This window comes from Geotalea uraniireducens Rf4 (assembly GCF_000016745.1).
Classification (GTDB): domain Bacteria; phylum Desulfobacterota; class Desulfuromonadia; order Geobacterales; family Geobacteraceae; genus Geotalea; species Geotalea uraniireducens.
In genome coordinates this window covers 1,867,814-1,888,271 of sequence record NC_009483.1, presented here as the reverse complement: position 1 = coordinate 1,888,271, position 20,458 = coordinate 1,867,814, and the positions used below count along the sequence as shown (strand labels likewise).

Sequence of the window (20,458 nt, the reverse complement as noted above, 5' to 3'; positions counted from 1 at the left end):
ACGGATACGGAAAGCGTTCAAATGCTTTTTGCAGCAAGGGTAATCCGGTGCCTCGTATCTTCGGCCAGAACAGGCGCCAAACATGCTGCTGCGAATCGGGCCGTCTGCGTATCTACCTGACATTGCGTCCGATTTTGCCATCTGCAAAATTTTACGACCCGGCTATGAATAGTCTGGACTTTCCCGCCGCATATGCAGTAAAGTCAGCCTGTTTGTTCCACAAAGCTAACCCATTTGAAAGCAAAAGGAAAACGAGCTCATGTTGTCGAAAAACAGGTATCGGTCGTTATTCACCCTGCTGTTGATTGTCCTCGTATTTTCGTTTCTCATCAGAACGATTCTCCTGATCAAGTCGCTGCCGAACCTGGACCTGACCCCGCTCCTGCTGGCGAAGATTTACGGTGTGGGCTTGTTTTTCGACTGTGTCACCTTCACCTATGCAGCCATACCCTTCGTCCTGTTTGCCGTCATCCTTCCCGACAAGGTCTTCAACAGTAAGTGGTTCAGGCCGTTTGCCTACATCGTCTGCTTCGTACTCACCTACCTGATGCTTTTCGATGCGGTTGCCGAATATACCTTTTTCGACGAATTCGCCACCAGATTCAACTTCATCGCCGTCGACTACCTCATCTATACCTCCGAGGTCGTCCGCAACATCCGCGAGTCCTATCCGGTCAACTGGATTCTCGCAGCAATTTTTCTCCTAAATATTTTCGTCTTTCTCTCTGTCAAAAAGCACCTGGACCGTTCTTTTACCGCCAAATCCCGCTTTGGCGAGAGGCTCAAAACCGGCCTGGTGTTTCTGGCACTGCCGATCCTGTCGTTTGCCTTTGTCGATCTCTCCCTGTCGCACATTTCACCGAACAATTATGCCGACGAGCTGGCCGGCAACGGCATCTACAACCTCTTTGCCGCTTTCAGAAACAACGAGCTGGACTTCAACAAATTCTATGTCACCAAGGACAACAAAGTGGCTCTCGCCAGGCTCAGAGGGCTCGTGCAGGAGAAGAATAACCACTTTGCCGGCCGGGACAGCAGCAACATTGCCCGTGTCATAGAGCATCAGGGTCAGGAAAAGCGCCTCAACGTCATCGTCGTCATCGAAGAGAGCCTGAGCGCGGAATATCTCACCGCCTTCGGCAACAAAAAAGGTCTGACACCGAACCTGGACAGGCTGTCCGGCGAATCGCTGTTCTTCACCCACCTGTACGCCACCGGTACAAGGACGGTGCGCGGCCTCGAAGCCATCACCCTGGCCATCCCCCCCCTCCCCGGCACATCCATCGTCAAACGCCCCAAAAACGAAAACTTTTTCTCCTGGGGCTCGGTGATGAAGGACAAGGGGTACGATAACAAGTTCATCTACGCGGGCCACGGCTATTTCGACAACATGAACTACTTCTTCGCCAACAACGGCTTTGCCACGGTCGACAGGCTGAACTTCGCCAATGACGAGGTGACGTTCACCAACGCCTGGGGGGTGTGCGACGAGGACCTGTTCAACAAGGTCATCAAGGAAGCGGGCAAATCCCACCAGCAGAAAAAACCGTTTTTCAGTGTGGTCATGACCACCTCCAACCACCGGCCGTTCACCTATCCCGAAGGAAAGATCGACATCCCCTCCAAAACCGGTCGTGACGGTGGAATAAAGTATGCGGATTACGCCATCGGCAGGTTGTTGTCAGAGGCAAGGAAACAGCCCTGGTTCAAGGACACCGTTTTCGTCATTGTCGCGGACCACTGCGCGGGAAGCGCGCGCAAGATGGCGCTGCCGGTAAAAAATTACGAAATCCCGCTCTTCATCTACGCCCCCGCCCTGGTCAAACCGCAGCGAATCGACCGGATGATGAGCCAGATCGACATAGCCCCGACCGTGCTCGGCCTGCTGAATTTCAGCTACACCACCAAGTTCATGGGCAAAGATATCCTCAACATGGAAGACGGGCAGGAACGGGCGTTCATCTCCACCTACCAGAAACTCGGTTTCATCGAAGGCGACAAACTGCTGGTCCTCGGGCCGAAAAAGGAGGCCGAATACTTCAGCTTTTCCCGACAGGACGGCAAAACAACGGAAATAAAACCGCAGGATGGACTGCTGCTGGATGCGCTCGCCTACTACCAGGGGACAAATTACATCTACAAAAATCGTCTGAACCGCCTGCAATGAACCGCTTTCATCCACGTTTATCCTGCTTGCAAAAGCTTTATTGCTCCGGTAATTAAACATTAAAAAACCCAGCGTTGTCCGGTTTGGTCTTTGCATCTTGGCGTTCTGGCTTGAAACCACTGTCTTGCACCCTCCCCCAGCCCCTCCCATCAAAGGGAGGGGAGCTTATGTCCCCTCTCCCCCGGTGGGAGAGGGCTAGGGAGAGGGGGGGATTCGCTGGCAGCAAGAACCAAACCGGACAATGCTGTAAAAAACCAGACATATTCAATCCGGGCGGAGAGGAAACTCTCCGCTTTTTTTGTGGCCAGAGCTGAGCGGAGTTTAACCCGGAAAGAGGAGTTCCGCGCCAAGGTCGGCCGGCTGCCGCCGACATTACGGTTGTCGTAACCATGCCGTCAATACAATTCTAATAAATAATTTTTCACCAACTATGTTTGTGATATAATATTGCCGCTGAAGAGAAGAAACCTTCTCCAGGAGATCAGACAATGAAAAAGCTTAACATTACGTCGTGCTTTTCGTTCATTCTCGCCCTGATTCTCGTCGGCCTTGCCGGATGTAGCGGTGAACAGCAGCCCACGCCACCTGTCCCCGAGAAGGTAACGGCGCGGATGCTTGTCCAGCCGAACGCGCTGATGGGACCCGGCCCGTCGGCATTCGCCTGGAGCCCCAAGGGAGCTGTCCTGGCATTCGTAGAACCCAGGAACGGGAATCGAGCTGTACGCGCAGATCGTCAAACCGGAGAATTTCAACCCCAACCGCAAATATCCGGTGATCATTCACTGGTATGGCGGACCCACCCAGCAGCTGGTGTCGAACCGGTACGGAGCCACCAACATCTTTAACCATATCGAGCGAGATGTGCTCTACACCCAGGAGGGGTTCATTGTCTGGAGGCTTGACAACCGCGGCAGCTTCGGACGCGGACACCGCTTCGAAACTCCCATTTACAAGGAACTGGGCAAGGCCGCGCTCGACGACCAATTAGCCGGGGTCGAATACCTGCGCACCCTCCCTTATGTGGACGCGAGCCGGATCGGCACCGATGGCAAATCGTTCGGCGGATTCCTGACCCTGTACGGGCTCATCCACGCACCCGAGGTCTTCAAGGTCGGCGTGGACGGTTCGGGCCCCACCAACTGGGCGTACTACGACACGATCTACACCGAACGCTACATGCAGACCCCGTCGGACAACCCCGCGGGATATGCGGCTACCAACCTCATCACAATTGCGGACCAGCTCATGGCCGCCCCCCTGATCATCCACGGGCTGGCGGACACGAACGTCCACCTGGAAAACTCGATCAACTTGATTCAGGTGCTGGAGCAGTACGACAAGCCGTTCTATTTCGTCCCGCTGCCGAACGAAGACCACCATTACGCGGGTGACGGGCTTGCCACCGCCCTCGCGGCGAGCGTGAACTATTTCGTGCAGAATCTTGGAGGCCATCCGTAGCAAACGCGATCAGATAAGAGACGGGAAAAGCCCCGGTCGGAAACGGCCGGGGCTTTTTCTTTCAATTTGTGATCAGCGACAATTAAAACTCCCGCCTGACGACAATTATAATTCCCGGTAATTTGTGGAATTGTAAACTATCCACCATCTTTGGAAAAAAGGATGGCACGGATGGTAACTGATCAACAGGTAAGGAGGTTATTCAAGCTGATGCAAACGGAAAAAACACAAGCTGTAGCCGCAGCCAAATCTGGCATGGACGAAAAAACTGCTCGAAAGTATCTAAAGACAGGCAGGTTGCCAAGTGAGCTCATAAAAGAGCGAACATGGCGGACCCGGCCAGATCCTTTCGAAGACATTTGGGATGAAGTCCGCGAAAACCTTGCTTCAAATCCGGGATTTGAAGCAAAAACTCTTTTCGATGACTTGCAGAACCGCTTTCCCGGCAAGTTTTCGGACGGGCAATTACGGACTCTCCAGCGACGGATTAAGCGCTGGCGTGCCCTGGAGGGGCCTTCCCAGGAAATCTTTTTCCCCCAACTGCACCGCCCCGGCGAACTGGCGCAGTCGGATTACACACACATGGAGAAACTGGGAATCACCATCGCCAATCAGCCATTTGACCATCTGCTGTATCATTTTGTGCTGACCTACTCCAACTGGGAAACGGGCAGCGTCTGCTTCTCAGAAAGCTTCGAAAGCCTCAGCGAAGGGCTACAGGCCGCATTATGGGAACTGGGCGGTGTGCCGCAGACTCACCAGACAGACCGGCTGACGGCAGCGGTGCAAAAAGCCCTGCACCCGGATGAATTTACCCAACGCTACCAGGCGCTGCTCAAACACTACGGACTCACCGGGCGCAAAACACAGGCAGCAAGCCCCAATGAAAATGGAGATGTGGAGCAGAGCAACTATCGGCTCAAAAAAGCGGTCCAGCAGGCTCTGTTGCTGCGAGGAGGCGCTGATTTCGCCACTCTCGACGACTACAAGCAATTTCTGAAAAAACTCTTCGCCAGATTAAACAGCGGCCGCCGTGAACGGTTTCTGGAAGAACAACGGGTCTTGCACAGCCTCCCGGATCAGCGCCTGGAAAGCTGCAAGCGCCTATCCGTCAGCGTCGGCCCGAGCAGCACCATCCGCGTCAACCACAACGTCTACTCGGTTGAAAGCAGATTGATCGGTGAAACCATTCAGGTTCACCTTTTTGCCGAACATCTCGATCTTTTCTATGCCCAAAAGTGTGTGGACACGCTTCCCCGCTTGCGCGGGGAAAATCGGCATCTGATCAATTACCGGCACATGATCGACCAACTGGAGCGTAAGCCGGGGGCGTTCGAGAACTACCGCTACCGGGAAGAGATGTTTCCCGGCAGCTATTTCCGGCTTGCCTATGATGAACTCAAAGAGCGGCATACGCCGCAGCAGGCCGTCAGGGAATACCTAAAAATATTGCGCATGGCAGCCATGGAGAGCGAAACAGCCGTAGGAGCAGCCCTTTCTGATCTCTGCGGCCGGCAACCGATCACTGCCTGTGCCGTGGAAGAAATCCTTCACAAACAACAGCCGCCGTCCCCTGTTGCCGAAGTCAGTATCGCTCAGGTGGACCTGGCCGCTTATGATCGTCTCCTGTTGAATGAGGAGGTGTCATATGCAGTGTGAAGGTGAAAAAGCCGGCCGCCTGGACCGGCGCCTCAAAGAGTTACACTTGCCCACCGTGCGGCGCTGCTATCAGGACGAGGCCATCAATGCCCGGCGAGACAACTGGGATTACGAAACCTATCTTTATGAATTAGCCGAACGCGAATGTGAGGACCGGCAAAACAATCGAATTGCCCGCCTGCTCAGGGAATCAAAACTTCCCTTGGAAAAAAGTCTGAAAGCCTTTGACCGCAAGCGTCTGCCCCGGAAGGTGGATGCACAGCTCAATCTCCTGTTGAAAGGAGACTTTCTTGAGCATAGAGAGAACGTACTGGCATTTGGCAATCCCGGCAGCGGCAAGACTCATCTCGTATGCGCGATCGCTCAGGAGTTGATTTACCAGGGACGGCAGATCCGTTTTATCCCCTGCAACCTGCTGGTGCAGGAACTTCTGATCGCGAAACGGGACCTGAAACTGGCGCGTGTTCTCAAGCAGTACGCGAAGTATGAAGCCCTGATCATTGACGACATCGGCTACGTGCAGCAAAGCCGGGAAGAGATGGAAGTTCTCTTCACTCTTCTTGCCGACCGCTATGAGCGCAGCAGCATAATGATCACCAGCAATTTGCCGTTCTCCAAATGGGAGCAGATTTTTAAAGATCCCATGACCACGGCAGCAGCAATTGACCGATTGGTCCATCACAGCGTTATCCTGGAGCTGAACTTATCCAGTTACAGATTGGAGCAATCCCAAAAATCAAAGGAAACCGTTGCTGTCCAATCGGCTCAAGCAGAGCCGCAGGAACAAAACACGGCGGGTTAAGGAGCTGAGAACGTATGGAATTCACGGTATATAATCCTCAAAAAGGCCGACTGGAAACGCTCGATGTGGATCTCACGGCAGAGAATACGACCTGGTTCGAAAACAGTGAGAATACCCGTGTTGTCGCCACTATCACGGATTTCGACGGCGGGCTTCTCATCAAAGCCCTCGATAATACGTATCCAATCTGGCTGTATGACATATCGAGGGCGGATATTGACTATAGCCAGAAAAAGGCAAAAGAGCTTATGCAGCAGCACGAGTAGCGGTTCGCTTGGTAGCGGAAACGCAGGTCGCCCTACGGGCTCCCTCCGTTTCTGCTACCGCACTTAAAACGGGAATTATAATTGTCGTTGACCGGGAAAAATAGTTGACGTTGATCATCAAGAGAAGGTCGGTCCAAATCCGGTAACAATGCTAGGCATAAGTAATGCCGAGATACTTTCAGCGGTTAAGAGTAGCGACAGCGAATTGAAAGCCTTAGCAGCAAAAATCGCTGAGAATCCGGACAAGGAAAGATACGAATATTTAAAGAAAGTGGCCGATGAAGAACTTATACTCATTAAGAAAAAGCTTGAAGCAGCAGAGGAACTGAGAAGACAGATGCCAGAAGAGAAAAAGCGTCAGATTCGAGGTAATTCATCTTTTTGACTTACAACAACAAACCAAAGGGGTTTATACCCCGACATAAGATAATTCCTCCACTGCAAAATACGAAGTTTCAACCAGCGGCAGGACCGGCTCCAAAAACGGCCGGTCAGCCTTATGGCGTTGAACTAAACCGCTTCGCGGAAACTTAAAACCTAAATAAATTCACAGGCATAAAGGCGAAATAAAACAAAAAGCGAATATAAACATAAGAACCATATTGGGGGGAAAATGGGGTCAGGCTTCCAAGTTGACAAGTTGGAGGAAGGAGCTATCATTCCAGCATGGCACGTAAACCACGCATCCATCTCCCCGGTGGACTTTACCACGTCATTTTCCGGGGTAACGGCGGTCAATCCGTTTTCCTCACTGAAGATGACCGTTACCGTTTCTACCTCCTTCTCCAGGAAGGGACTTGTCGGTTTGGCTACCGCGTTCACGCTTTCTGTCTCATGACCAATCATATCCATATTGCCTTGCAGGCCGGCGATATTCCCCTATCACGCGGCATGCACAATCTCTCATTCCGCTATACCCGCTGGATCAACTGGCGGGAAAAAAGAACCGGCCATCTTTTCCAGGGGCGATACAAGGCTGTCCTGATTGATGGCGACAGCTATCTGCTGGAACTGATCCGCTACATCCATCTCAATCCGGTGCGGGCCGGCATGGTCAATGACCATGAGGAATATCCCTGGAGTAGCCATCGGTCCTACCTCGGCAAGGAATTCCTTCCCTGGCTGACCACAGACTGGATGCTCGGGCAGTTCGGGAAATCGGCCGCAAAAGCACGTGCCGGCTACAGGACATTCGTGCTGGACGGGTTGGGTGAAGAATACCGGCCTGAGTTTCACGGTGGGCGAGAAGATTCGCGACTCCTCGGCAATGACAGCTTTATGGACAAATGCCTTGCCAGTCTTGGAGGCATACCTCTCCGATTGACGACACAAGAAATTGTTGACAAGGTGTGCCATGTGTATAATATCGATGAGGCTACGTTAAAGATGCAGTCACAGCAAAGAGTCGCCTCCGAGGCGCGCGCTGTCATAGGCTGGCTGGCCCGTGAGTTAGGTTGCGCTACGCTTTCCGATGTCGGCAAGCTCGTAAACCGGGATGCAGGGAGTATCAGTTCATCAGTAAGCCGCTTGTCGTACCGCATGCAGGAAGTAAAAGAGTTGGCCGATCGAGTACGCTTGCTGAAAGCTGCATTTGAGGAGGCGACTTGACAACTTGGAAGCCTGGCCCGAATTCCTACCCGAATTCCTACCCATCAACAAGCAAGTCTCCTTTGATCTTCTTCTTGTTGGTTTTCGCTCTTACCATTCTATTTTGGGTGCTTAGCACTATGGTCAAAGTCGAAGGACTTCCGGATAATCTTCCCGTGACTGACATTGGGGCCACTTTTGTCCCGCTCATAGCGGCTTCGATCCTTGTCTATCGAGAAGAGAAATTTGGTGGCGTAAAGAGGCTACTGAAGAGAGCCTTCGATTATAAGAGAATCAAGCGAAAGATCTGGTATGTGCCCATCATTTTCTTGATGCCTATTCTATACTTGCTGACTTACGAGGTAATGCGCCTGATCGGATTACCACTCCCCGCCGAATGGCACATTCCCCTTCTGACACCGCTACTTTTTGTTGGTTTCTTTATCGCCGCTGCGGGTGAAGAGCTGGGTTATATGGGATATGTCATTGATCCCATGCAAGATCGGTGGAGCGCACTAACGACCAGCCTCATTGTGGGGTCGTTGTGGGCGATATGGCATTTCCCGTCGATGATTCAAATAGGCCAGACCCCAACCTTGATGGCGTGGGGGTTTCTCGCTACAGTTGCTTTTCGGATCCTGTATGTTTGGCTCTATAACAACACGGGAAAGAGCATATTCGCAGTCATCTTCTTTCACGCCATGGGCAATACCGGTAGGAGTGTGTTCCCTGGTGGTCGTTCACATTTCGAGCTGGCCGACGCGGCTGTTGGCTATTCGATCATTGCAATCACGGCTGTTATCGTAACGTTCTTATGGGGCTCAAAGACATTAGCTCGGTATAGGTATGCCTCACGCAAACGCAAAGGCCATGGCTGAAATGAGAACCCAGACAATCAAACGGTAGTCATGCCCTTTTGCCGACCCTGACCATTCAGAAGATGAAGACCGTTTCATCATCCTCGGAATCAGCCTGAAGCCAAGGCTTCTTGTGGTCTGCCACTGTTATCGCGAAAATGATACCGTAATCAGGATATTTTCTGCACGTAAGGCTACACGTAAAGAAGCCGTAATATACCGGAGGTCAAGTAAATGAGAAATGAGTACGATTTCAGCGATTCAAAACCAAACCCTTATGCCCGGAAACTGAAAAAGCAGATCACAATACGAATTGATGAGGACGCCCTCGCATATTTCAAGGAGGTTGCCGCTGAGCTTGGTATTCCTTATCAAAACCTTATCAACAGTTATCTACGCGATTGCATGACACACAAGCGTAAGCCTTCTGTGCGCTGGGCTGCGTAAAGAAGAAACAGGGGTTGGACATCAACATGGAGTGGAATCGGCCAGCTTCTGAGGGTAGCTCACCAGCCGGCAGCGCCGATGAGGGGAACGAATCTGACCGGGCAGAGCTCCTCGCTGCGATACTCCTCTTCGCTGACCCGGCGCACCCGAACCAGCATCTGCAAATAGGGTGTGGCGCCGACCGGAATGACGAGCCGCCCGCCGACCGAAAGCTGTGACAGGAGGGGCTTTGGCAGATCAGGTGCGCCGGCCGTGACGACGATGGCGTCGTACGGTGCATACTCCGGCCAACCGAGGGTGCCGTCCCCTTCGAGGACATGAATATTGCCATAACTGAGCATCTCCAGTCGCTGGTGCGCGCTCCTGGCCAGACCTGCTAAACGCTCGACGGTGTAGACGGTGGAGACAATCCTGCTGAGTACCGCAGCAGCGTAACCGGAACCGGTGCCGATTTCCAGGACGCGATCTGCAGCTGAGAGTTCAAGGGACTCGGCCATGTAAGCCACGATATAGGGCTGAGAGATGGTCTGTCCTTCGTCGATAGGGAGTGCGTAATCGTCGTAGGCGAGCTCTTCCATCCCTTCGGCCACGAACGCCTCTCGCGGAACCTCCAGCATCGCCTTAAGGACAGCCGGATCCCGGATCCCCCTGGCCAGAAGATGGTAGTTCATCATTATCTCGCGCCGGTCGGCAAGATTTTTCACGAAATGCAGTTTCATCTCGGTTTCGGGGGACGGGCATCACTGACGACGAGGTCCCTCCCCATAAACGGTTTGCCGTTCAACTCGACTATAGCTTTCTTCGCATCTTCTTCCTCGACCATCTCAACGAAGGCAAACCCTTTTGGCTGACCAGTGTGGGGAACAACTACCACCCGGACCGTCTCAACTTCTCCGATATTTGAGAAGAACTCCTTTAGGTGGTCTTCCGTGGCCGTAAAAGGCACATTTCCCACAAAAAGTTTTCTACCCATATGATCACTCCTTTTTTCACCTCAATTGCCCGCCCATCCCGTAACTTCCCTGTCGGAAGGCGTCTTTTCCTTTCCGATGATTTCGGCCGACGAGCAGTGCATTAAAAATATTTTACCAAAATGGCTGACATTAGCAACGAGCCACAGTCCCTTGAAATCCGGTTCAATCTATATTTCTTACAAAATGAAAACAGCTGCCCCCAATAAAGGAAGCAGCCGTTACAATCAACATTATTCTTAAAAACTGATTTACTTAACTTCGCGATGTTACTCCAATTTTAAATCAAGGATGATATCAAGGCGGCGAGGAGTGAGGCGACGAAGGCGTACAGATAGTACGTTGAGGAGCCGAAGACGAGCCAACGAAGATAGCGCCTTGATTTGGAATTGGAATTACTCCACAACCTTGATATCCGTCACGTAATATTCCGTCTCACCGAAACAGTTGGTGGGCACACCCTTGTGCTGTTCGTATTGAAGGGCTATCCTCTTGCCCAAGGAGCGATTGATCTTCTCGGCAAGCGCATCGTCCCGCACACTGAAAAAGAACTTCTCAGGTATGGCGCCGGGAACGGGAACCATCGCCAATTCGCCTTCCCACGTTTTACACAGCCACCCCTTGTGGGAAAATTTCTGGACATAGCCGGCACGATCCCCCCTGGAATAGCTCCAGGTGAGGCTCAGCCAGGTGTAGACGGCAAAGCCCAGAACCGACAACAGCAGTAATCCCACAATCCACAGCACGATTTTAGACTTGTTGATGGCCATCCGGCTCGCTCCTTTGAAAAAAACAATTCGTGCCTGGCAGAGCCAAGCATGGGAAATGTAATGGAAGGGGCGTTAAAAGTCAAACAGAAGAGTGGAAAACTCAACATATACTGTCAAATCCATGGTTCATGGAACTTCACGAAAAAACAGAAAGTTTGCACCCTTCCTACCGCTCCGGGTTTTCACAGACCGGACAATGGCGCTCACCGCTCTCCGGGTCGACTTCCATATCTTCGCCGCACACATCGCAAATCCCCGGGGGGATTTCTCCTGTTCTCCACTTCCGGTACATTTCTCCGAAACGCTTTAAAACTCCCATAATGAAACCTCCTGGTCCTGACGGAGTGCGAGTTCGCCCATCTTCTATTTATGTCTTTTGCTGTTTTTACTCACTGCGGCGGCTCCGCCAGAGGTGGACATAGATCGCGAGATTGACGAAAAAGGCCGACAGGCCGAGCAGCCACTGGGCCTGATGGGTGAGGCCAAGCGGATAAAGAATCGGTTCAAGGTACTGCGAGATGAAGGCGCCGCTGTAGCCGGATTCTCCTCCCAAGCGACGGAAATGGTTTTCCAGGTAAGTGAGGGGACAGACCCATCCGCCCAGCTCTATCACGACCCCCCAGATGGCTGCCGGCAGATGAAGCCACGCCAACCGCTGACAGCGCAGCACAATCACCCCGCCGAAAACGACGAAGAGGACGAACAGAGCATGGACGACCACCACCATATCGGCCAGGGCAGCATAGCGCATAGATTTCTCCGCAAACAGACCGCCTTTCCTCAACTTCCGTCAGCGGACCCGGACGGAAAGGTAGTTCAGCAGCCCCCCCATCGTAAAAACATCCTCGTAGTCGGCCTCGGGTATCTCCACCCCGATCGCCTCATCGATGGCGATGAGGAACTGGAGGAAATCGTAGGAGTCGATGTCGAGGGCCTCGCGGATATTCTCCTCCGGGCTTAGGGAAGCCGGGTCGGCCTCGGGGGCGACATTGTGCAACTCCCGGAATATGATTTCCTTCAGTTCCGCTTCTCTCATAATGTTTCAGGCCCCTGCAGATGTTTGTTCAGCGCCTCCAGAAACTGGGAGCCGCGATGTCCGTCGGTGGCGCGGTGGTCGCCGGCCAGGGAAGCGCTCATGACCCGGCGAACGCCGAGCATGCCGTTCTCCGCCCAGGGACGTTCCATGATCCTGCCGAAGCCGACGAGCGCTACTTGGGGTGGGTAGATGACGCCGAAGACCGTCTTTACCCCCAGGTCGCCAAGGTTGGTCACCGTGATGGTGGCATCGGTCATCTCCGAGCTGCGCAGCCTCCCTGCCCGGGTGCGGGTGATGAGGTCGCGCATGGCTCCCATCAGCTCGTCGTGGGAGAGCATATCGACGTTGTGGATGGCCGGGGTGATGAGCCCTCCCTGGCGCATGGAGATGGCAAAGCCGATGTGGATCGCCTCACTCACCTGGTGGCGGTCGTCGAGCCAGTAGCCGTTAAGCTCCGGCACGTCGGCAAGGGCCCTGGCCACGGCTTTCAGGAGAAGCACCGCAGGGAGAAGCCGGTCCTTGATGGAGCGTTTGAGGTTCTCACCCTCGAGCCAGGCGAGAGCGCACTCCATATCGATCTCCATCTCCAGGTAGTAGTGGGGGATTTCCCGGTTGGAGCGGCTCATGGCCGCGGCAATGGCCCGGCGCATGCCGGCCTGGTAATCCGGGGGGGCGGGGCGCTCCGGAAGCGGAGGAGGAGCCGGTTTTTCAGCGGGGGGAGCGGGCTTTGCAGCCCGGCTAGCCAGCTCTATGTCGGCGCGCTGAATGGCGCCACGGGGGCCGCTCCCATGGATCGCGGTCAAATCGACGCCGAGCTCTGCGGCCAGCTTGCGGGCCGAGGGAGAAGCGATGACCCGTTCTCCCGGTGGGGTGACCGGGAGAGGAGGAGACGGAACTGCCGCCGGAGCCCGCTTGGGCTCGACAACTGCCGGTGTTGGCTCGGTCACGGCCGCCGCGGGTAGAGGCGCGGCGCCTTCCGCGCGGATGAAGGCCAGCGCCGTTCCGACTGGGACCTTGGCGCCGGGCTGGACGTGAATCTTATCGACCACGCCGTCCTCGAAGACCTCCACCTCGATGAGCCCCTTGTCGGTCTCCACGAGGGCGATGATGTCTCCCCGCTTCACCCGGTCTCCGCTCTGCACGTTCCATTCGACCAGGGTCCCCGCTTCCATGTCTGCGCCCAAGCTGGGCATGCGGAATTCAGCCATGGCTCTGCACCATCCTCTTCACCGTCGCGACAATGGTTTCCGCCTGGGGAATCGCCGCCTGCTCCATGTGCCTAGCGTAGGGTATGGGGACCTCGGCGCTGCACAGCCGCTCCACCGGGGCATCCAACTCATAGAAGGCCTGCTCCACGATCCGGGCGCTTATCTCGGCCGAGATGCTACCGCTGCGCCACCCTTCGTCGACGATCAGGGCACGGTGGGTCTTGGCAACCGACCCCATGATGGTGGCGTCGTCGAGGGGGCGGAGCGTGCGCAGGTCGATCACCTCGGCGCTTATCCCTTCGCCGGCAAGGGTTTCAGCCGCTGCCAGGGATTTATGGAGGCTGGCGCTGTAGGTGATGATGGACACGTCGCTTCCTTCCCGGAGCACCCGGGCATGATCGATGTCCACCGGTCCCGCATCGACGGCAAGTTCCCCTTCCATGGTATAGAGGGTATTGTTCTCGAAGATGAGGACCGGGTCCGGGTCCTCAAGGGCGGTCCAGAGCATGCCGCGCACGTCCGCCAGAGTTGCCGGCGACACTACCCGAATGCCGGGGATGTGGGCGTACCACCCCTCCAGGGAATGGGCGTGCTGGGCGGCAAGCTGTTTCCCTGCACCGGTCGCCATGCGGATGACGAGGGGGACGTTAAACTGCCCCCCCGACATGTGGAGGAGGGTCGCGGCATTGTTGAGAATCTGGTCGAGGGCCAGGAGGCTGAAATTGACGGTCATGATCTCGACGATGGGTCGCATCCCCCCCATGGCCGCGCCGATCCCCATGCCGGTGAAGGCCAGCTCCGACAGGGGAGTATCGCGGATCCGCTCCGGGCCGAACTCCTGCAGAAGCCCCTTGCTCACCGCGAAGCAGCCGCCATAGTGCCCCACGTCTTCCCCCATGAGGAAGACGCGCGGATCCCTTGCAAGGGCATCGCGGAGTCCCTCCCGTGCCGCTTCGCGGTATGTGAGCTTTACCATCTGCGTCCCGGGGTTCATCGCGGCCTCCCTTCCGAATAAACATAGCGGGTCAGGTCCTCCACCGGCTCCCAGGTTCCCGCCTCGGCGAAGGCCACCGCCCCATCGACCTCGGCCGCTACATCACGCTCCAGCTCCTCCATGTCTGCGTCGCTCAGCACCGCCTGCTCCTTGCAGAGGTCGAAAAAGGACGCAATCGGGTCCCGTTTCCGCCACTTCTCCACCTCTGCCCTGGTCCGGTAGAGCTCGGCGTCGAACATGGAATGGGCGCGGAAGCGGTAGGTGCGACACTCGATGAAATAAGGGCCGTTTCCCTCCCGCACAAATTCGGCGCCCCGCCTGGCCCCCTTTTCCACCGCCAGCACATCCATCCCGTCGACGATCTCGGTCTGGACTCCGTGGCTGGCGGCCTTTGGCGCGATGTCGGCGACCGCATGGGCGTAACAGATGGCGGTCCCCATGGCGTAGAGGTTGTTTTCCAGGATGAAGAGGACCGGGAGCCGCCAGAGGGCGGCCAGGTTCAGCGATTCGTAAAACACCCCCTCGGCCGTTGCCCCGTCGCCGAAGAAACAGCAGGTGACCCGTTTTTTCCCCTGCATCGCATCCGCCAGGGCGAACCCCAGGGCCAGCGGCAGCCCGCCGCCGACGATGGCGTTGCCGCCGTAGAAACGGGCGGCCGCATCGAAGAGGTGCATTGAGCCGCCCCGCCCCCGGCTGCACCCCTCCTGCTTGCCGTACATCTCGGCCATGATGGCATTGGCACTCACACCTCGCGCCAGGGCTTGGCCATGCTCGCGATAGGTGGCCACCACGGCGTCTTCCGGGGTGAGCGCCTCCATGACGCCCACCGCCACCGCCTCTTCTCCGTCGTAGAGATGGAGAAAGCCGCGAATCTTCATGGCGCTGTAGAGCTCCGCCGACTTCGCCTCGAAGCGGCGGATGAGGAGCATCTTCCGCAGGAGGCGCAGTCCGTGGTCACGGTCGACCTTCGCAGTTTGCTTTGTCTTGTTCTTCATGGTCGGCTCTCTTACATCTAGTTAAAGTTCTACGTTCTATGTTCTATGTTCTACGTTCTACGTCAAAACCGTAAACCTCGAACCTCGAACCTAGAACCTCGAACCCCGAACCTAGAACCTCGAACCTCGAACCGGTTTCACCCCGTCTCCAGGGTAGAAGTGTCCCCCTCCGGCAGTCCCAGTTCCCGCGCCTTTAAAAGCCTGCGCATGATCTTGCCGCTCCTGGTCCTTGGCAGGGAATCGACGAATTCCATCTCCTTGGGCGCCACCGCCGAGCCGAGCCTGGTCCGGCCGAAACCGATAAGCTCCAGGCGGAGCTTGTCGGTGGGCTCGAAGCCGGGCTTCAGGCAGACAAAGGCCTTGACGATCTCGCCGATAATCGGCTCGGGCTTGCCGATCACCCCTGCCTCAGCTACCGCCGGGTGCTCCATGAGCGCGCTTTCCACCTCGAACGGCCCGACCATGTGCCCGGAGGTCTTGATGATGTCGTCACCACGGCCGACAAACCAGTAATAGCCGTCTGCATCGCGCTTCGCCAGGTCGCCGGTGATGTACCAGCCGCTCACGAAGCATTTCCTGTAACGCTCTTCATCGTGGAGATAGGCACGGAACATCGACGGCCAGCCGGGCCTGAGCGCCAGATCCCCCTCCACGTCCGGCTCCGTCAAAACATCAACACTATCGTCGACCCGCCGAACGATAGCCGCTTCAATCCCCGGCAGGGGACGCCCCATGGAGCCGGGACGGATCTCCATTGCGGCGTAGTTGGCGATCATAATGCCGCCGGTTTCGGTTTGCCACCAGTTGTCGTGAATGGGGAGGCCGAGGACACGCTCTCCCCAGACCACCGCCTCGGGATTGAGAGGCTCGCCGACACTATGGATGAGGCGCAAAGGTGAGAGATCGAATCGCTTGAGTGGTTCGATGGCGGCGCGCATCAGCATTCGTATGGCGGTGGGGGCTGTGTACCAGACCGTCACCCGTTGCTCTTCAAGGATCCTGTACCAGCGCTCCGCATCGAAATCCGCCTCGTCGATTATGCTGGTGATGCCATGGAGGAGAGGAGCGATGATTCCGTAGGAACTGCCGGTCACCCAGCCGGGATCGGCGGTGCACCAGAAGATGTCGGCCGAATGGAAGTCCATGACATAGCGGCCGGTGACGAGGTGGGTGAGGACAGCGTCATGTACGAGCACCGCCCCCTTCGGCATGCCGGTGGTGCCGCTCGTGAAGTGAAGGACCGCCATATCTTCCGGGTCGGTAGGCGGGATCGTGAAATCGGCGGAGGCCTCCGCCATCAGCCGCGGCAGCGACAAGACCGTCTCGTCCAGATCATCGTCGATATCGGTCAGGAGTACATGGCGGAGCTGCGGCAGGCTCTCCCTGATGCCGGCGATCTTTTTCGCATACTGCCGCTCGGTGGTCACCAGGAGCCGGGCATCCCCCCTGGAGAGGCGCTGCCGGATCGGGTCAGGCCCAAAGGCGGAAAAGAGCGGGCAGAAAACGCTGATGTTTTTCAGGCAGCCCAAGGCGGCGATGTAGAGCGGGGGGATGCGGCCGGCAAGGACGAAGACCCGCTCCCCCTTCTCCACTCCCAATCGTTTGAGAACATTGGCAAAGCGGCTGCTCTGCTCCTTAAGATCACAGAAAGTGAAGTCCTGCACCGCCCCATCTTTCCCCAGCCAGCGGAAGGCAAGCCTGTCGCGCAGGGGACCGGCTGCCTGACGGTCGACGGCCTCGTGGGCAATGTTGAGCCCCTTCCCTTCCGGTAAACCGGAAAGCTCACTGCGGACAGCCTCCCAGGAAAAGCCGGCGCAGGTCTTTTCGTAATCGAGAAGATGCGGCCGAACAGCCTGCAATTCCGGCGATTTCCTTATCGGTTTCCAATCCACGTGAAGTCCTTTCCTTCCGGGCATGATTGGTCATGGACAAACGGTTTCGCAAAAGGAGCTACATTAAAATTATCACACTTTTCAAAACAATCAATTAGAACGCGTCGGCCGTTCGAATATCTTGGCGATTAGTACCATTCTGCCGCAAGCCCCAAAAACTCCCTCCCCCTTGATGGGGGAGGGCTGGGGTGGGGGTGCAAATTGCTGTTTTTGAAGAACTTCCTTTTCACCCTCCCCCCCGCCCCCTCCCATCGAGGGAGGGGGAGAAGAATAGTGCGGAAGTTTGGTGACCATCAGCAATATCTTTGATAATAAAACTGGTTCGTTTCTGCGTCTGTGATTCGTTATGCGAACACGACAAAGCCCGCATTTAGCGGGCTTTGTCGGTGCGCTCTGTTCTCCCGGCAACTCACCAGGAAAGATTCAAATGCTTCCCATGGAAGCCGCAAGGGCCGGATGGACGATTCTGCCGTCCTTTACGTTCACGGCTGTTGCCAATGAAGGGTCCTCCGCAATGGCCCGGTCCACCCCCCGGCCGGCAAGAAATTTCACGTACGGCAGCGTTGCGTTGGTCAGTGCCAGGGTGGAGGTACGGGGATAGGCGCCGGGCATATTGGCGACCGCGTAATGGACAATGCCGTCCACGAGGTAGACGGGGTCGTCGTGGGTGGTGGGACGGGTGGTCTCGGCACATCCTCCCTGGTCAACCGCCACATCGACGATTACCGCACCCTTTTTCATCTCTCCGAGCATCCCCCTGGTGATGAGGACCGGCGTCCTTCCCCCGGGAACCAGCACCGCCCCGACGACCAGATCCGCAGCCCTCAGCTCCTCGCGGATGTTTTCCGTCGCCAGGATGCCGGTCCGCACCCGCCCCCCCATCAGTTCATCGACCCGTTGCAGACGTTCCACCCCCCGGTTGAGGACAACGGTTTCCATGCCGATCCCCACCGCAACCCGGGCGGCCTGGAAGCCGACGGTGCCCGCGCCGAGGATTACCGCCTTGGCAGGCCGGACCCCAACCGCTCCGGTCGGGAGCAGACCTCCCCCGCCCATGATCCGCTGCATGCACCATGCGGCTACCAATGGGGCCATCCGGCCCGCAACCTCGCTCATTGGGGCCAAAAGCGGGAGGGCGCCGTCCCTTTCCAGGGTTTCGTAGGCAAGGGCGGTTATCTTTCGCGCCATCAGGAACTCGGTCAAATCCCGGGCCGGTGCCAGGTGAAGATAGGTAAAAAGCGCCTGTCCCTCGCGGAACAGCCCGAATTCGGGCTGAAGGGGTTCCTTGACCTTGACGATCAGCTCCGCCCGGCGGAAAAGCTCTTCCCGAGCGACGACCCTGCCGCCGCTCTTCAGGTAGCAATCGTCTGTGAAACCGCTGCCTTCACCCGCACCTGTCTCCACCAGCACCTCGTTGCCTGACGTGACAAGCTCGGCGGTTCCTGCCGGGGTCAGGGCAACCCGGTACTCCTCCTTCTTCACCTCTTTAGGGACACCGATGATCATGGAACTCCCCCCTTAAGCAGAACCTTCTGTTTTACTACTGGTTGCGCTCATGCCAGCGCCGCGCCGAGTCGATTTCCCGCATGACGCCGCCCACGTCGGCCGGATTGCCGCTCTGCTCAAAGTGGCCGGTCAGCTCGGTCACGGGGCTTAGCTCGCCGCTCGCGTAGAGCTTCCAGATCTCCCTGCCGTAATCGGTGGTCAGAAGTTCGGGGGCGAAACGGCCGAAATAGGCGGTCATGTTTGCCACGTCCCGCTCAAGCATCCTGCTGGCATTGTTGTTCCCCGCGGCGTCGACGGCCTGGGGCAGGTCGATGATGACCGGCCCGTCGTGGCCTGCAAGCACGTTATACTCGGACAGGTCGCCGTGGACGAGTCCGGCGCAGAGCATGAGAACGATCTGCTTGATCAGCGCACGGTGGTATTCCCGGGCCTGCGCCGCCGTCAACTTCAGATCGTTGAGCCTCGGCGCGACGTCGCCATTGGCGTCAACCACCAGCTCCATCAGCAGCACTCCGCCGACGTAGCTGAAGATCTGCGGCACACGCACTCCGGCGGCGGCAAGGCGGTGCAAGGCGTCCACTTCGGCGTTCTGCCAAGCCCCCTCCTGCTCTTTCCGCCCATACTTGCTGTTCTTCTCCATGGCGCGCGCCTGGCGGCTGTTCCGCACCTTGCGACCTTCCTGGTACTGGGCTTGCTGGCTGAAGCTCCGCTTGCCGGCTTCCTTGTACACCTTGGCGCAGCGGATCTCACCCTTGGAGTGCACCACATAGACCTCGGCTTCCTTGCCGCTCATGAGCTGACAGACGACCTCGTCGACGAGGCCGTTGTGGACTAACATTTCAAAGCTTTTTGGAATTTTCATATGCGCTATTATATACCGTTCCGGAACAACAGGGAACCATTACCGGACTTTTTCCTGTCTAAGCCCGGATGACGGGGCAGGAGAACAGGCTTTACTTCCTGGTCCCCTGAAATTTTCCCTTATTGTCCGACTTCTTCAGGGCCGGATCTGTTTTCTTCCCCCGGACAACGGAGGGCCGTTGCAGACTCCCCCCGAGCAGATGTTTACAGACCACGTCAAGCCCCTTGTCTTTATAGGATATCCACCAGTCTGCACTTGTCTCTTGGGTCACTATCGATTCTACGGCCTTGAAGATTTCCGGAGAGGTCTCTTGCCAAACCTTCAATCGATCCTTCCTCACCTTCTCTGCCCAGACAACTTGTTTAGGTGCACCGCTAAGTTTCATGTCTTCTCGCTTCCATCCGGTGCTACAGCCATTCAGCCGGGATGCTGGCGACTTTCCAGTCGCCGGGTTGTAACTTATTGAGTTGCCATGGTCCAACGGCCTGCCGAATCAGCCGTAAAGTCGGCAGGCCGACGGCAGCGGTCATCCGCCGAATCAGACGATTTCGGTCTTCAGTCAGGGTTATCGCCAGCCAGGTGGTTGGAATCTGTCGCCGTTCGCGAATCTGGGGGGTGCGTAGCCAAACCGACGGTGGTTTAATCTGCTCGACAATGGCCGGCAAGGTCAATCCATCTTCAAGCAGAACACCGCAGGTCAACTGTTGAATGGCGGCCAAGGTAGGAACACCTTCCACCTGGACCCAATAGGATTTAGCCATATCAGCGCGTGGATCGGCGATTCGCTGCTGAATACGTCCCGTGTCGGTGAGGACGAGCAAACCTTCGCTATCATAATCCAGCCGACCGGCGGCATAAACGCCGGGGATAGAAATATAGTCTGCCAAGGTCAGGCGTTTGCCCGGTTCTGTAAACTGGCAAAGGATGTTAAAGGGTTTATTGAAAAGAATAATCTGCACGTGACTTCCTCTGAAATCTGTC

The 20,458-nt window shown here is 56.3% G+C and carries 23 protein-coding genes and 1 pseudogene; 10 read left to right on the top strand and 14 right to left on the bottom strand.

The annotated features are described in order from the left end of the window. Positions 1 to 259 precede the first annotated feature (259 nt). The 10 genes and pseudogenes from GURA_RS08275 (at position 260) to GURA_RS08230 (ending at position 9,243) form a co-directional block, all read left to right on the top strand. Positions 260 to 2,167, top strand: a complete 1,908-nt coding sequence (locus GURA_RS08275) for an LTA synthase family protein (RefSeq protein WP_011938527.1) — start codon at positions 260 to 262, stop codon at positions 2,165 to 2,167. Between the two features lie 711 nt (positions 2,168 to 2,878). Beyond that, positions 2,879 to 3,625, top strand: coding sequence for an alpha/beta hydrolase family protein (locus tag GURA_RS08265; RefSeq protein WP_083764823.1), 747 nt, complete (start codon positions 2,879 to 2,881; stop codon positions 3,623 to 3,625). Between the two features lie 210 nt (positions 3,626 to 3,835). Next, positions 3,836 to 5,284, top strand: coding sequence for an IS21-like element ISGur8 family transposase (gene istA, locus GURA_RS08260; RefSeq protein WP_011937012.1), 1,449 nt, complete (start codon positions 3,836 to 3,838; stop codon positions 5,282 to 5,284). After that, entirely contained in the window at positions 5,274 to 6,086 is an 813-nt protein-coding gene (gene istB, locus GURA_RS08255; RefSeq protein ID WP_011937011.1) for an IS21-like element ISGur8 family helper ATPase IstB, read from the top strand. Before istA ends, istB begins: the two co-directional genes overlap by 11 nt. A 14-nt stretch (positions 6,087 to 6,100) precedes the next feature. Further along, positions 6,101 to 6,352 (top strand): hypothetical protein, encoded by a 252-nt coding sequence (locus GURA_RS08250; RefSeq protein ID WP_011937010.1) that lies wholly within the window; start codon positions 6,101 to 6,103, stop codon positions 6,350 to 6,352. 205 nt (positions 6,353 to 6,557) lie between these two features. Further along, entirely contained in the window at positions 6,558 to 6,737 is a 180-nt protein-coding gene (locus GURA_RS08245; RefSeq protein WP_157046159.1) for a hypothetical protein, read from the top strand. A 281-nt stretch (positions 6,738 to 7,018) separates the two neighbouring features. Then, entirely contained in the window at positions 7,019 to 7,960 is a 942-nt protein-coding gene (locus GURA_RS08240) for a transposase (protein ID WP_011938525.1), read from the top strand. Further along, a complete protein-coding gene (locus tag GURA_RS08235; protein WP_011938524.1) occupies positions 7,957 to 8,817 on the top strand; it encodes a CPBP family intramembrane glutamic endopeptidase in 861 nt (286 codons plus the stop codon). Before GURA_RS08240 ends, GURA_RS08235 begins: the two co-directional genes overlap by 4 nt. Before the next feature lie 58 nt (positions 8,818 to 8,875). Then, positions 8,876 to 9,034: pseudogene (locus GURA_RS25320) on the top strand (BrnT family toxin); the annotation flags it as partial. Further along, on the top strand, positions 9,031 to 9,243 hold the full coding sequence (locus GURA_RS08230; protein ID WP_011938523.1) for a BrnA antitoxin family protein: 213 nt from the start codon (positions 9,031 to 9,033) through the stop codon (positions 9,241 to 9,243). The pseudogene GURA_RS25320 and the gene GURA_RS08230, both read left to right, overlap by 4 nt. Positions 9,244 to 9,302: 59 nt before the next feature. Here the strand turns inward: GURA_RS08230 and GURA_RS08225 are convergent, their stop codons facing one another. From GURA_RS08225 to GURA_RS08165, 14 genes are all read right to left on the bottom strand, one after another. Continuing rightward, positions 9,303 to 9,962 carry a protein-L-isoaspartate(D-aspartate) O-methyltransferase gene (locus GURA_RS08225; RefSeq protein ID WP_011938522.1) on the bottom strand — a complete coding sequence of 220 codons (660 nt, stop codon included), beginning with the start codon at positions 9,960 to 9,962 and terminating at the stop codon, positions 9,303 to 9,305. Continuing rightward, entirely contained in the window at positions 9,959 to 10,216 is a 258-nt protein-coding gene (locus GURA_RS08220; protein ID WP_011938521.1) for an RNA recognition motif domain-containing protein, read from the bottom strand. Before GURA_RS08220 ends, GURA_RS08225 begins: the two co-directional genes overlap by 4 nt. A 393-nt stretch (positions 10,217 to 10,609) precedes the next feature. Further along, positions 10,610 to 10,984 (bottom strand): hypothetical protein, encoded by a 375-nt coding sequence (locus GURA_RS08215; RefSeq protein ID WP_011938520.1) that lies wholly within the window; start codon positions 10,982 to 10,984, stop codon positions 10,610 to 10,612. Between the two features lie 166 nt (positions 10,985 to 11,150). Further along, on the bottom strand, positions 11,151 to 11,303 hold the full coding sequence (locus tag GURA_RS24630; RefSeq protein ID WP_198134542.1) for a hypothetical protein: 153 nt from the start codon (positions 11,301 to 11,303) through the stop codon (positions 11,151 to 11,153). A 66-nt stretch (positions 11,304 to 11,369) separates the two neighbouring features. Then, positions 11,370 to 11,735 carry a DUF2784 domain-containing protein gene (locus tag GURA_RS08210; RefSeq protein ID WP_011938519.1) on the bottom strand — a complete coding sequence of 122 codons (366 nt, stop codon included), beginning with the start codon at positions 11,733 to 11,735 and terminating at the stop codon, positions 11,370 to 11,372. A 39-nt stretch (positions 11,736 to 11,774) separates the two neighbouring features. Beyond that, on the bottom strand, positions 11,775 to 12,020 hold the full coding sequence (locus GURA_RS08205) for a phosphopantetheine-binding protein (protein ID WP_011938518.1): 246 nt from the start codon (positions 12,018 to 12,020) through the stop codon (positions 11,775 to 11,777). Continuing rightward, the gene (locus GURA_RS08200; protein ID WP_011938517.1) at positions 12,017 to 13,228 is read right to left on the bottom strand and encodes a dihydrolipoamide acetyltransferase family protein; all 1,212 of its coding nucleotides are present in this window, start codon (positions 13,226 to 13,228) and stop codon (positions 12,017 to 12,019) included. The genes GURA_RS08205 and GURA_RS08200 overlap by 4 nt, the downstream gene beginning before the upstream one ends. After that, on the bottom strand, positions 13,221 to 14,222 hold the full coding sequence (locus GURA_RS08195; RefSeq protein WP_011938516.1) for an alpha-ketoacid dehydrogenase subunit beta: 1,002 nt from the start codon (positions 14,220 to 14,222) through the stop codon (positions 13,221 to 13,223). Before GURA_RS08195 ends, GURA_RS08200 begins: the two co-directional genes overlap by 8 nt. Continuing rightward, a complete protein-coding gene (pdhA, locus tag GURA_RS08190) occupies positions 14,219 to 15,217 on the bottom strand; it encodes a pyruvate dehydrogenase (acetyl-transferring) E1 component subunit alpha (protein ID WP_011938515.1) in 999 nt (332 codons plus the stop codon). The genes GURA_RS08195 and pdhA overlap by 4 nt, the downstream gene beginning before the upstream one ends. Before the next feature lie 137 nt (positions 15,218 to 15,354). Then, positions 15,355 to 17,109, bottom strand: a complete 1,755-nt coding sequence (acsA, locus tag GURA_RS08185) for an acetate--CoA ligase (RefSeq protein WP_011938514.1) — start codon at positions 17,107 to 17,109, stop codon at positions 15,355 to 15,357. 423 nt (positions 17,110 to 17,532) lie between these two features. Continuing rightward, positions 17,533 to 18,615 (bottom strand): alanine dehydrogenase, encoded by a 1,083-nt coding sequence (gene ald / locus GURA_RS08180; protein WP_011938513.1) that lies wholly within the window; start codon positions 18,613 to 18,615, stop codon positions 17,533 to 17,535. A 34-nt stretch (positions 18,616 to 18,649) separates the two neighbouring features. Beyond that, a complete protein-coding gene (locus GURA_RS08175) occupies positions 18,650 to 19,477 on the bottom strand; it encodes a PA4780 family RIO1-like protein kinase (RefSeq protein WP_011938512.1) in 828 nt (275 codons plus the stop codon). A 91-nt stretch (positions 19,478 to 19,568) separates the two neighbouring features. Next, positions 19,569 to 19,862, bottom strand: coding sequence for a hypothetical protein (locus tag GURA_RS08170; protein ID WP_041245355.1), 294 nt, complete (start codon positions 19,860 to 19,862; stop codon positions 19,569 to 19,571). A gap of 22 nt (positions 19,863 to 19,884) precedes the next feature. Then, positions 19,885 to 20,436: a pseudouridine synthase gene (locus tag GURA_RS08165; protein ID WP_198134541.1), complete on the bottom strand. Its 552-nt coding sequence runs from the start codon at positions 20,434 to 20,436 to the stop codon at positions 19,885 to 19,887. Positions 20,437 to 20,458: the final 22 nt, after the last annotated feature.